The 13946-nt window shown below is 56.0% G+C and carries 5 protein-coding genes; all 5 read left to right on the top strand.

Going from position 1 to position 13946, the window contains the following annotated elements; genetic code table 11:
* On the top strand, nt 1-1998 hold a 1998-nt coding region (locus G9G53_RS25355), incomplete at its 5' end, for a condensation domain-containing protein (protein ID WP_238796299.1).
* 154 nt (nt 1999-2152) lie between these two features.
* A complete protein-coding gene (locus G9G53_RS25350; protein ID WP_165150848.1) occupies nt 2153-5461 on the top strand; it encodes a non-ribosomal peptide synthetase in 3309 nt (1102 codons plus the stop codon).
* On the top strand, nt 5451-7277 hold the full coding sequence (locus G9G53_RS25345; RefSeq protein ID WP_165150847.1) for an ABC transporter ATP-binding protein: 1827 nt from the start codon (nt 5451-5453) through the stop codon (nt 7275-7277). The genes G9G53_RS25350 and G9G53_RS25345 overlap by 11 nt, the downstream gene beginning before the upstream one ends.
* A complete protein-coding gene (locus G9G53_RS25340; RefSeq protein ID WP_165150846.1) occupies nt 7274-9007 on the top strand; it encodes an ABC transporter ATP-binding protein in 1734 nt (577 codons plus the stop codon). The genes G9G53_RS25345 and G9G53_RS25340 overlap by 4 nt, the downstream gene beginning before the upstream one ends.
* 230 nt (nt 9008-9237) lie before the next feature.
* Nucleotides 9238-13946, top strand: a 4709-nt coding sequence (locus G9G53_RS25335; protein ID WP_165150845.1) for a non-ribosomal peptide synthetase, incomplete at its 3' end; no start/stop codon positions are given.

Raw genomic sequence — 13946 nt, 5'->3', positions numbered from 1 at the left:
CGCACGGGAGACTTGGCGCGGTGGATGGAGGACGGCAACGTGGACTTCATCGGCCGGATCGACAACCAGGCGAAAATTCGGGGGTACCGGATCGAGACGGGCGAGATCGAGTCGCAGCTGCTGCGGGTGGAAGGCGTGCGCGAAGCGGTGGTGCTGGTTCGAAGTGACGCGAACGGGCAGAAGGCGCTATGCGCGTATTACACACCGGATACCGGAGCGGAGCTGGCAGTGAACGATCTGCGCGGCGCGCTGGCGCAGGAGCTGCCGGGGTACATGATCCCGTCGTACTTCGTGGAGATGGAGCGCCTGCCTCTGACGCCGAACGGAAAGATTGACCGGAAGGCGCTACCGGCGCCGGAAGGGGAAGCGGGAAGCGGAACGGAGTACATCGCACCGCGCAATGAGCTGGAAACGAAGCTGGCGGCGATTTGGCAGGAGGTGCTGGGGCTTGCGAAGGAGATTGGCGTTCACGACAACTTCTTCGACATCGGCGGCCACTCCCTGCGGGCGACGACGCTGGCGGGCAAGGTATTTAAGGAATTAAACGTCAACCTGCCGCTGCGCGACGTATTCCGTCACTCGACGATTGCGGCGATGGCCGAGGCGATCGCCCGGATGGAACGGCGGGAGCATGAGGCCATTCCTCAAGCGGAGGAGAGAGAGTACTACCCTCTGTCCTCCGCGCAGAAACGGCTGTTCATTCAGCACACGCTGGATGGAGCGGATCAGCTTTACAACATGCCGGAGCTGGTGCAGGTGGAAGGCGAGTTTGACTTAGACCGGTTGGAAGCCGCCTTGCGGAAATTGATAACACGGCATGAATCGCTGCGCACCGGTTTTGAAATCGTGAAGGCCGAAGCGGTTCAGCGGATTTACCCGCAGGTCGATTTTGCTATCGAGCATCATCAAGCGGATAAAGAGGATGCGGCTCAAATCGAGCAGATCGTCCGCAGCTTCGTTCGTCCGTTTGATCTCGGCAAGCCGCCGCTGCTGCGCGCCGGGGTCATCGAGCTGGAGCCGAACCTGCATATTCTCCTTTTCGACATGCACCATATGGTGTCCGACGGCGTATCGATGGCGATTGTGATCGATGAGTTCTCGAGTTTCTACGCCGGGGAAGAACTGCCGCCACTGCGCATTCAATACAAGGATTATGCCGTTTGGCAGCAGTCGAAGGCCCACCGAGAGCGGATTGGGCGGCAGGAAGCGTACTGGCTGCAAACCTTCGAAGGCGAGTTGCCGACGGCGGACCTGCCGATGGACTACGAACGGTCTGCGGCTCGCAGCTACGAAGGCGCGCATCTGGAGTTCGACGTCGAAGCTTCTCTCTCTGCGCGGCTGCGCGAATTGGCGGCCGAGCGTGAAAGCACGCTGTTCATGGTGCTGCTTGCGGCTTATACCGTGCTGCTGTCCAAGTACAGCGGGCAGGAGGACTTGGTCGTGGGTACCCCGGTGGCAGGAAGAACGAACGCCGATTTGGAACCGGTCATCGGGATGTTTGTCAATACGCTGGCGATCCGCAATCGTCCGTCGGGCGACAAAACGTTCTTGTCCTACCTGGAAGAAGTGAAGGAAACGGCTTTGGGTGCTTTCGAGAACCAGGATTATCCATTCGAGGATCTGGTGGAGCGTTTGAATGTGAAGCGGGAGCCGGGCCGCTTCCCGCTGTTCGATGCCGTTTTCGACTTGCAAAATATCGAAGAACGAGACGCCGAGCTGGAAGGGGTCAGCCTGAAGACTTACGAGCTTGACCATTTGGAAGAAGCGAAGTTCGATCTGACGCTGTTTATGTATGAAAACAACGGGGCGCTGAGCGGGGGCTTCTTCTACGCCACCAAGCTGTTCAAAGAAGCGATGATCCGCACCTTGACCGAGGATTACCTGCGGGTACTGTCTCAAATTGCGGAAAATCCACAACTCGAGTTAAGCCGGATTGAATGTCATAAACCGGCGGCAGGCGCAAAGAGTGCCGTCGATACGATCGAATTCGCGTTCTAATCCTACAAGCGCGCCTCCGCCGTCAAGCGAAAGCGGCGCGCATCCCAAGGAAGACGGCGAACAACGTCCAAGCCCGTAAACGCGCAGGCCGAAAGCATGCTTTTTCGGACCTGCGCCGGGGCATGCGGTCACTTCATTTTTAGGGGAGGTACAAATGAAATCTTTGTTTGAAAAGGAAGAACGGTACTGGAGCGGCAAGTTTGACGCCGATGACAGCCTGAGCTTCCTTCCCTACAGTCAATCCTCCAAATTATACGCCGACGGGGAAGCTGTGGCCGAGCCGGGTTTGCTTCACCGTACTCTGCCGAGCGAACTCTCGGAGAGAATCATTTGCCTCGCCAACGGTTCGGATTTGGCTTTGTACATGATTGTTTTGGCAGGAGTAAAAAGCCTGCTGTTCAAATATACCGGGCGGGACCAAGTGCTGGTCGGCATGCCTTCTTATAGCGCAGACCCCGACGGGACTCCGCCGCCGCATGACATCTTGGTGATCAAGACGTCCGTAAGCCGCCAGACTACGCTGAAAACGCTGCTCGGGGGCATCAAAGCTTCCATCGGCGAGGCGCTGGAGCATCAGCACCTGCCTTTTCGGAAAATGGTGGAGCCGCTCCATCTGGACTATACGGGGGACGGCCTCCCGGTCGTCAACACCGTCGCATCCTTCGCCCCGATTCATCCGGAACCGCTGGGTAACCGGGTGGCGGCCGATACGGTTTTTCGCTTCGACCGTCAAAACCACTCCATTAAGCTGGAAATAAGCTTTGACGGGCAGCGGTACGAGCGGGCATTTGTGGACCAGGCGGCCGACCATCTTGTTCGGCTGCTGTCCGTGCTTTTATTTCAGCCGGATCTGGAGCTCGGACAAGCCGATGTGCTGTCCCCAGACGAGAGGGAGACGCTGCTGAAGCGATTTAATGACACCGAAACCGGGTTCGAGCGGGGGAAAACGATTTACGGCTTGTTCGAAGAACAGGCGGAGCTTTACCCGGACAACGTGGCCGCCGTCATGAACGAGCGGCAGCTGACCTACCGCGAGCTGAACGAGCGATCCAACCGCCTTGCGCGGAAGCTGCGAAAGACGGGAGTAGAAGCGGATCAGCTGGTAGCGATTCTGGCCGAACGCTCGCTCGATATGGTCGTCGGCATTCTGGCGATTCTCAAAGCGGGCGGAGCCTACGTGCCTGTCGATCCCGACTACCCGGAGGAGCGCATCCGCTTCATGATTGAGGATTCGGGCGCGCCGTTATTGCTGATTCAGAAGCATCTGCATGAGAAGACCGACTTCGCAGGAACGCGCCTCGAATTGGACGATTTCGTTTGGGGCGACAGTGGGGCGGACTCCGCCGATGCGCTGGACGCTTCGAACCTGGAGCCGATTTCCGGGCCGGGCAACCTGGCATATGTCATCTACACGTCGGGAACGACCGGCAGACCGAAAGGAACGCTGATCGAGCATAAGAACGTCGTGCGCCTCCTGTTCAACGACAAGAACCTGTTCGACTTTGGGCCGTCCGACACGTGGACGCTGTTCCACTCGTTCTGCTTCGATTTCTCTGTCTGGGAAATGTACGGAGCGCTGCTGAACGGAGGCAAGCTGGTCATCGTACCGCCGCTGACGGCGAAAAATCCGGCCGATTTCCTGGCGCTGCTGGGCCGCGAACAGGTCACGATTTTGAACCAGACGCCAACGTACTTCTACCAGCTGCTGCGTAAGGTCTTGGCGGACCATCCGTACGATCTGCGGATTCGCAACGTCATCTTTGGGGGCGAAGCGCTGAGTCCGCTGCTGCTCAAGGGCTTCAAGACGAAGTACCCGGAGACGAAGCTGATCAATATGTACGGCATTACCGAGACGACGGTTCACGTGACATATAAGGAAATCACGTGGGTCGAAATGGAGGCGGCGAAGAGTAATATCGGCAAGCCGATCCCGACGCTGAGGGTGTACATCCTTGATGAGAACCGCCGCCCTGTGCCGATTGGCGTAGCGGGCGAAATGTACGTGGCCGGGGAAGGCCTTGCGAGAGGATACCTGAACCGTCCGGATCTGACGGCGGAGAAGTTCGTCGATTCCCCGTTTGCGGAGGGGGAGAAACTGTACCGCTCGGGTGACTTGGCGGCTTGGCTGCCGGACGGCAACATCGAATACCTGGGCCGGATCGACCACCAGGTGAAAATCCGCGGGTACCGGATCGAGCTGGACGAAATCGAGACGCAGCTGCTGAAGATCGCCGCCGTGCAAGAAGCCAAGGTGCTCGACTGCGACGACGCGAACGGCCATAAGCAACTTGTCGCTTATTACGTCGCAGAAACGAGGCTGGCGGCGAATGAACTCAAAGAGGAGCTCGCCAAGCAGCTTCCGGGTTATATGATTCCTTCGTACCTCGTGCAGCTTTCGCGGATGCCGCTGACCCCGAACGGGAAAATCGACCGCAAAGCGCTGCCCGCGCCGGAGGAAGCCGCGGACGGAGGAACGGAATATGTCGCGCCGAGAACGCTGCTCGAAATGAAGATCGCCCGCGTCTGGCAGGATACGCTTGGCGTTCCGCAGGTCGGCGTAAAGGATAACTTTTTTGAGTTGGGTGGCAATTCGTTAAGTCTGATGAGGCTCGTTCAAGCCGTTTACGATGAAACGGGCATTGAGATACCGCTGAACCGCCAATTCCATCATGTAACCGTTGAGGCCATGGCTTTCGGAGAGGGGGATCAGGGCCTGGATAAAGGGGGAGACTCCTTCATTAAGTTGAATAAAGCAGGAGATCTGAACGTGTTCTGCTTCCCTCCGGGCAGCGGCTTTGGCATCGGTTATCGAGAGCTTGCAAGCAGGCTCGACGGCGGGTTCGTGCTCTACGGCATTGATTTTATCGACGATGCCGTCGATTACGAGGCCATGCTGAACCGTTATGTGGACGAGATCGTCCGCATCCAGCCGGAAGGACCTTACGTGCTGCTCGGCTACTGCTTTGGAGGCAACCTGACGTTCGAGGTAGCCAAAACGATGGAGAAAAGAGGCTATTCCGTAACGGACGTGCTCATGGTGGACTCGTGGATTAAGGACACGCTGACGTCTTCCGAAACGTCGGAGAAAGAGCTTGAGGAAATGCTTGCCGATTTCGACGAAGAAGAGAAGGAATTAATGAGCAACCCGCTCGTGCGGGAGCGGGTTCATCGGAAGGTCAAAGCGACCTTGGCGTACGAAGCGCAGCTTATTAATTCCGGCACGATCCCGGCCCGGATTTACGAACTGATTGCGAAGGACAGCGAAGCGTTCCGCCTGGAGCACCAATTGCCTTCCTGGCGGGGGGCAACGACGCAAGCTTACGCCGATTACCGGCTGGAGGGTGCGCACGAGGAATTGCTGGAACTCGCGCGCGTGGAAGAAACGGCCGTCGTCATCCGGGACATCTTAGAGCAAGTCAAGCGGCAGATCGAAGCGGAGGCCGGGGTACTGCATGGAAGCTGACCGCCAGCCGTCTGTTCTAGAACAAGGCACAGCGGCGCCTTCCAAGCGCCAAACCGCTTACGCCGCCTGGAAAGCGTTCCGCTGGTTGATGTCCTATGTAAGCCGTCACAAAGGCTGGATGATCGTCGGTGTCTTGTCCGCGATTGCCGCCGCCGTTATTGAGATATGGACGGGAAGTTTGATCGAGCAGCTGACCACCCAGGCCGAGAAGGGGGCGGAGCCAATCGTTCTGCAAATCGTGTACACGGTCTTTGTGGTCATCTTGATCGGTGTGCCGGCGAAGTTTTTCATGAGCTTCGGCGTGGAGCGAAGCAGCGCCTCTGCGGTGCAGGATATCCGCAACCATGTCATGCGTCATATCGGCAAACTCCCGGTCTCCTATTTGGAAAAGCAGCACTCCGGCGACGTATTGTCGCGGATCAACAACGACCTGCAGCTCATCCAGCAGTTTATGATTCGGGACCTCGCCCAGTGGTTTTATCATCCGCTGTTGTTCATCGGCTGTTTCACTTATTTGATCTACCTCCAATGGGAGCTGATGCTGTACAGCCTGCTGTTATTTCCCGTAGCGCTGCTGGTTTCCCAATGGATCGGCAAGCAGTTGGAGCGGTTGACGGAGGAAGCCCAGGCGAACATGGGCCGAATGAACGTCAACCTCCAGGATACACTTGGAGGTATGCCTATTGTAAAAAGCTACCTGCTATCCGGCATGTTATCTCGCTCCTACCAAGTGCTGCTGCAATTGACGGCTCAAAAAAAGCTGGCCGTGAAAAAGCGGGAAGCCTGGGTCAACCCGCTGCTTTCCACGCTGATGATCAGCCCGATCATTTTCGCCGTCAGTTACGGAAGCTATTTGATCTACAAAGGGCAGCTAGGCGCGGGGGAGCTGATCGCCTTCCTGTACTTGCTGAATCTGTGTCTGGAGCCGCTGGAGCATATTCCCGAGCTCATCACGCGGACGTTCGAAATGGCCGGTGCCCTGAGAAGGGTCTCCGAAATCGTCGAGCAGCCGACCGAAACGGAAAATGGCCGTTCGCTTCCGAAAGCGAGCGCCGCCCCCATCGAGTTTCAGAACGTAACCTTCGGGTATGAGGAGAGATCCCCGATCCTGCGGAATGTTAGCTTCTCGGTGCCGGAAGGGAAGACGATCGCGCTTGTCGGAGCGAGCGGCGGAGGGAAGAGCACGGTGTTTAAGCTTGTATACGGCTTTTATCCGCTTCCGGAGGACCAGGGCGAGATCCGCGTGTTCGGCAGCCTGATCCACGGCGCCGATCCGGAGCAGCTTCGGTCGCATTTTTCCGTGGTAACCCAGGATTCATATTTGTTTAGCGGCACGATCGCTGAAAATATCGGCTACGGGCGGGAAGTAGCGTCGATGGACGAGATTATCGAAGCCGCCAAAGCCGCTCAGGCGCATTCCTTCATTATGCAGCTTCCCGACGGCTACCAGACGTATGTCGGAGAGCGCGGAGGCTTTTTGTCCGGCGGGCAGCGCCAGCGCATTGCAATGGCCCGGGCTTTTCTGAAGGATGCTCCCGTTCTGCTGCTGGACGAGCCAACGTCGGCTCTTGATCCGGAGTCGGAAAGCGCGGTTCAGGAAGCGCTGGGCGTATTGATGAAGCAGAGAACGACGATGGTTATTGCCCACCGGCTTTCTACAGTACAAAACGCCGACGAAATTTGGGTCATGGAACAGGGGAGTATTGTTGAAAAGGGCACTCATGAACAATTGTTGAAGATGAAGGGACTGTACGCCCAGTCGTACTATCAGGAATTTACTGAGTCTGCCGAACGCAGGGAGGTGGCGTACACATGAAAAAGGGCGGATGGCTCTCGCAAGTGAAAGAACTCGGCTACTTGCTGATGTTTATGAACCGCAAGCGCAAAACCCAGTACGCCATTGGCCTGGCCGTGACGGCGCTCACCCAGACATTGTTCCTGATCGCCTTCAGCTTGGTCGTACATAACTTGGTTGATTTCGCCGTGTCCCGAGATACGTCCCTGATGGTGGAAGCCTTTATTATTTTGGGCGCGGTCTTGTTCCTGGAAAATGTGATTTCTCCCTGGTTCATTTACTTATACCAGCGCAGTGTCGAGCTGACTGTGCTGAATATCCGCGAACGTCTTTATGACAAGCTGTGCCGGGTGCGGCCGAGATTCCTGGAGCAGACGCACCATGGGGACTTGCTGTCGCGGGTGAACAACGACGTAACGACCGTTGAGTTTACATTCTCGCAGGTTTACTTCGTTTTGCTGCTTCAAGTTGTCTTTTGCATCGGCTCCATTGTCTCCATGGTGTTGATCGATTGGCGTTTTGCCGGCGTATCCTTCGTCATTCTGCTGCTGTCCTCCGTGGTCAGCCTGAAATTTGCGCGGGATATTCGCGCCTTGTCCGAACAAGGCTTGCAAACGCTCGGTAAAATGACCGAAAAATTCAAAGATTTTATGGGCGGCATTCAAATTGTGAAGCTGTTCCGCATCCGCACGATTTACGGCCAGTACGAGGCGTTGAACGAACAAATGACGCAGACGCTTCGGCAAACCGCGCAGAAGAACGGCATGCAGGCTGCGGTGAATCATTTTATCAGCTACGTCACGTTCTGCGGCATCATCGTCATCGGCAGTCTTCTTTATGCCTACGGACTGATGGGAATGGGAAGCGTCGCCGCCCTGGCGGTTCTGCAAGTGAATCTGACGCACGCCTTGTTGAACTTGGGGATGGTTCTGTCGATGACCCAAAATTCGCTCGCGGGCGCTCATCGGATTCAAGAGGTACTAAGAGAGGAAGAGGAACCGGAGCGTTTGGGATCTCCTCATAGCGAGCTCGTGTCGGAGGCTGCGGTGGAGTTTCGCGATGTGGAATTTTCCTATCAGGCGGATAAAAAGGTGCTTGTCGACATCTCCATGCAGGTGTTTCCCGGCCAGGTCGCCGCTATCGTGGGGGCCAGCGGCAGCGGCAAAAGTACGCTGATCAAGCTGCTGCTCGGCTTTTATCCTGTGGACAGCGGAGAAATCCTGCTCCAAGGCAAACCGTTCGGCCATTACACGCTGGACGAAATCCGCAGGCAGATTGCATACGTTCCGCAGGAGCCGTTCTTGTTTACCGGCACGATTGAGGAAAACATCCGCTACGGCAACCCGGATGCAACGGATGGAGAAGTGATCGAAGCGGCCAAAGCGGCGTACGCTCACCATTTCATTCAGGAACTTCCTGAACAGTATAAAACGCCGGTGGGAGAGAGAGGAGCGTCGTTGTCGGGCGGACAAAGGCAGCGAATTGCGATCGCCCGGGCGATTCTCAAAAACGCCCCGATTCTGCTGCTGGACGAAGCGACTTCCGCGCTGGATAACGAATCCCAGCATTGGGTACAGCAGGCCCTGAACGTATTGATGAAGGGGCGCACCACCATTCTAATCGCCCACCGTCTCAGCACCGTGGAACATGCGGATTTGATTACCGTCATGAACCAAGGGACGGTCGTCGAGCGGGGCCGCCATCAGGACCTGCTGGCGCTCGGGGGTTATTACGCCCGGCTGTACGGCTAGACCTGCTTTACGGCGGGCGGCTTCTTGCTCGCGAATGCGACAGAGTCTTTTAGTAATCCAAGGTATGACTTTATAACCGGTAATTACCAGAAAACGTAGACACGAAGAAGGAGGAAGAGTCCAAAGGAGCCGTTCCGGGAATGGCCTGCGCGGTTCTTCTAAGAGTGACTAAGTGACATCTAGGTACAAAGCCTATCTATAAAGAATCTCTAAACCGGGAGTGTGTCGATGTGACAGAGAATACCAACGAGCAATATGGATTAACGCAAGCCCAGCGCCGAATATGGTTCATGGAAATTATGAATCCGGGAACGTCCATCACGATGCTTTCCGCGACCTACCAGATTACGGGCGAGATCAACACACAGCTTCTGAAGCAAGCGGCGGCAGAGATCGTCAAAACCTATGACGTTTTCCGAATCCGCATTAGCGGGGATTTGCAAAATCCAACGCAGTGGTTCGAAGAGCCGGAGAATGTCCAAGCTAGGATAAGCCGCCTCGAAATAGGCACAACCGAACAATTCTATGCTTGGGTGAAGGAAGTAAGCGAAAAACCGGCCAGCGTGTTCGACGAACACCTCTACGAATTTACGATTATTCATTTTGCGAACGGCCAAGTATGGCTCAATTTGACGGTAAATCATATTATCGCCGACGGCTTGTCCGTCAATGCTTTGCTGCATGCGGTGATGGAAAAATACCTGGAACTGCGCAAAGGCACCTCCAGCAGTTACCAGCCCCCTTCCTATCTGGATTATATTTCCGCGGAGCGTGAATATGAGCAATCGCAGCGTTATCAAAAAGGCAAGGAATACTGGCTGACGAAGTACAACACTTTGCCTGAAACAACCGGCATTAAATCGTATCCGCCATTCTCGATCGGCAGCGAATCCAATAAACTGGCCATCACTTTGGACGGTTCCCGGTATGAACGCATTCTGGCCTTCAGCGAACAATATCAGGTCAGCTTATATACGTTATTTCTGTCCGCCATGTACGCCTTATTGTACAAGCTGACCGACAGCACCGATGTTCCGGTCGGCACGGTTTTCGCCAATCGCACCAGCAAGAAGGAAAAAGAAACGATCGGCATGTTCGTCAGCACCGTGGCTACGCGGATTCGTCTGAATCCAGACAGACACGTGCTTTCCTTGATCCAAACGGTTTCCAAGGAAAATACGGCGGATCTGCGGTATCAGAAATACCCTTATAACCAATTGATCCAGGATTTGCGCGAACAACACGGCCGCAACGATCTTTCGGGGCTGTTCCGCACGTCTCTGGAATATCTGCCTTTGAAAATCGTGGAGTACGAAGAAATCAAGGTACGCCTGGAGGCCCACTTCGCTAGGCACGAGATGGACGATTTGCTGCTGCGCTTTGACCATATGCTGAATGAAGGCCATGTAATTCTCCATGCTTCCTATCGTACCGGCTTGTTCGAGACGGCCGAGATTGATCGGATTATGGAACAGTATGTAACCGTTCTGGATCAGTTTCTTCAGACTCCCGAACTGCCGGTACGCGAGATTTCTCTGCTGAGCGATGAGGAGAGACACCGCATTCTCAACGTTTTTAACCCGCCGGTGGCAGGGCTGAGCGAGGGAGAAGCGTTTCATCGGTATGTTGAAAAATTTGCTCGGGAAATTCCAGATCATCCGGCAGTCGTCTACATGGACAAACAGCTGACCTACGGCGAATTGAACGAACGCGCCGAGCGACTGGCTTCTCTCCTTCGCGAACAGGGCGTGGGAAGGGAGACGATTACGGGGATCTGGGCGGAGCGTTCGGTGGAACTGCTGGTTGGGGTGCTCGCCGTTTGGAAAGCCGGCGGAGCCTATGTACCACTGGACCCCGATTATCCGGCGGAGCGGATTGAGTACATGCTCAGCGATAGCGATGCATCGGTGCTGCTTACGCAACGTCATCTGTTGGAGCGGGCCGGAGGTTGGTTGGCCGATGACCGGCTGAAACTTCAAGCTGTCTATGCCATGGACGATGAACAGATTTATAACGGGGATGCCTTAGCCGTGGAATTTGAATCTGCCGACAGCGCCCCGCAAGACTTGGCTTATGTGATTTACACCTCGGGTACGACGGGACGCCCGAAAGGCGTCATGATCGAGCACGGCAGTCTCGTGAATACGGCGGATGCGTACCGTCGCGAGTACCGGTTGGATCAGTTTCCGGTGCGGCTGCTGCAGTTGGCCAGCTTCTCGTTTGACGTGTTCGTCGGAGACATCGCGCGGACGCTGTATAACGGAGGCACGATGGTGATTGTGCCGAAGGATGACCGGATTGATCCGAACCTCTTATACGGCTGGATTCGGGACCAAAACATTACGGTATTCGAATCGACGCCTGCGCTCATCCTGCCGTTCATGCAGCATATTTATGAAGAAGGGCTGGACGTTAGCTCCATGCAGTTGCTGATTACCAGCTCGGATGCTTGCAGTGTCACCGATTACCGATTGCTGCAGGAAAGATTCGGCGGACAATTCCGCATCATCAACAGCTATGGAGTTACCGAAGCGGCCATTGACAGCAGCTTTTACGGTGAGCCGCTGGATAAGCTGCCGTCGTCGGGTCATGTGCCGATCGGCAAAGCTTGGCTGAACGCCCGGTTTTACATTGTCGATGCCGCGTTAAAGCCGGTTCCTGTAGGGGTTCCGGGCGAGCTTGTCATCGGCGGCGCCGGGGTGGCGCGCGGGTACTGGAACCGTCCGGACCTAACCGCCGAGAAGTTTGTGGACAGCCCGTTTGTGCCGGGCGAACGTCTGTACCGGACAGGCGATTTGGCCCGCTGGCTGGAAGACGGCAACGTCGACTTCATCGGCCGGATCGACTATCAGGTGAAAATTCGCGGGTTCCGGATCGAACTCGGCGAAATTGAAACGGCCCTGCTGCGTTTCCCGGGCGTCAAGCAGGCTGTGGTGACCGACCGTATGGATGAGCAGGGGCAAAAGTATTTGTGCGGCTACGTGGCGGCGGATGCTTCCTTGCAGCTGAGCGATCTGCTGTCCCAATTGAAGCAAAAGCTGCCGGCCCATATGGTCCCGGCCCGGCTGGTGTCTCTTGATAAGCTTCCGCTCACGCCGAACGGCAAAATTGACCGTAAAGCGCTGCCTGAACCGACCGGAGAGGTAGAAGCAGGCCGTGAGTATGTGGCTCCTCGCACAACGCTGGAAACAAGACTTGCTCTCATTTGGCAGCAGGTGCTGGGTATTGCGCGAGTTGGAGTCCAAGACGATTTCTTTGACTTGGGTGGTCATTCCTTGCGGGCCTCCACGCTGGTTTCCAAGATTCGGAAAGAGCTGCAAGTCGAGGTTCCCCTGCGGGAAGTTTTCCGCTACACCACGATCGAACAGTTGGCCCAAAGAATCGGCGGTTTAAGGCAGCAGGAGACGTATGAGATTACAAAGGCGGCTGAGGCCGAGTACTATCCGGTTTCATCCGAACAAAAGCGTCTGTACGTCCTGCGCCAGCTTGACGGGGCCGAGCGCAGCTACAATATGTCGGCGGCGCTTCTTCTCGAAGGCAAGCTGGACCGCACGCGCGTCGAGCACGCGTTCCGGGCGCTGATTCAGCGCCATGAGACGCTGCGTACCGGAATCGAGCAGGTTCAAGGCGAGCTTGTCCAGCGCATCTATGATGAGGTGGAGTTTGCTGTAGATTATTTCCAGGCGAGCGAGCGGGAAGTGGACCAAGTGGTGGAAGCTTACTATCACCCGTTTGATCTGACCAAGCCGCCACTTCTCCGCATCGGCCTGATCGAAGTCGCCGAGGATCGCCACATTCTGCTGTTCGATATGCACCATATCGTCTCGGACGGCATTTCGACAGCGCTGCTCTTCGATGAGTTCAGCCGCCTGTATCGGGGCGAGGAGCTGGCCCCGATACGCATTCAATACAAAGATTATGCCGTTTGGCAGCATTCCGAAGCTTACGGGCAGATGCTCCAGCCGCAGAAGGAATACTGGCTGGAACAGCTGTCGGGCGAGCTGCCGGTATTGGAGCTGCCGACGGACTTCCCGCGGCCTGCGGTGCAAAGCTTTGACGGCCGAACCGTGAAGTTTTATATCGAGAAAGATCGGACGGAGAAGCTGAAAGAGCTGGCGGCACGGACAGGGACGACCCTGTACATGGTGCTGCTGTCGGCTTACACCATCCTTATGCATAAATATTCGGGTCAGGAAGATCTGATCGTAGGAACGCCGATTGCCGGAAGAACGCAGGAAGAAGTGCAGCCGATCGTAGGGATGTTTATCAACACGCTGGCCATTCGCAGCCGTCCGGAGCGTTCCAAGCCGTACCTTTCGTACCTGGAAGAAATCAAGGACATCACGCTCGGGGCTTTCGAACACCAAAATTATTTGTTCGAAGACTTGGTAGAAAGTCTTCACATTCCGCGCGCGACCGGCCGGAATCCGCTCTTTGATACGTTCTTCGCCCTGCAAAATACGGAGAACGAGCAAATTGTCATCGAGGGGCTGGAGCAATCATTTTATCCGCTGGAAAACCGAACATCCAAGTTCGAGCTGCTCCTGGACATTTCGGAGCTAGACGGTCAGCTCGAATGTCGGTTGGAGTACGCTACGGCTTTGTATAAGCAGGAGACCGCGGAGCGGTTCGCCAGACATTATGACAAGCTGCTTGAAACCATCGCAGCAGCGCCGGACGGGGATATTACCTCGCTGGAAATGCTCAAGGAGGAGGAAATCCGCGAGCTGGTGCGCGGTTTCAACGATTCGGAGGCGGACTACCCGCGGCAGCAGACGATTCACGGCTTGTTCGAAGAACAGGCGGAGCTTTACCCGGATAACGTGGCCGCCGTCATGAACGAGCGGCACCTGACCTACCGTGAGCTGAACGAGCGATCCAACCGCCTTGCGCGGAAGCTGCGGGAGACGGGAGTAGAAGCGGACCAACTGGTAGCGAT

Source organism: Paenibacillus sp. EKM206P (assembly GCF_011066155.1).
In the GTDB taxonomy this organism is placed as follows: domain Bacteria; phylum Bacillota; class Bacilli; order Paenibacillales; family Paenibacillaceae; genus Paenibacillus; species Paenibacillus polymyxa_D.
The sequence above is the reverse complement of the archived record's forward strand: the minus strand, read 5'-3'. Positions and strand labels throughout refer to the sequence as shown.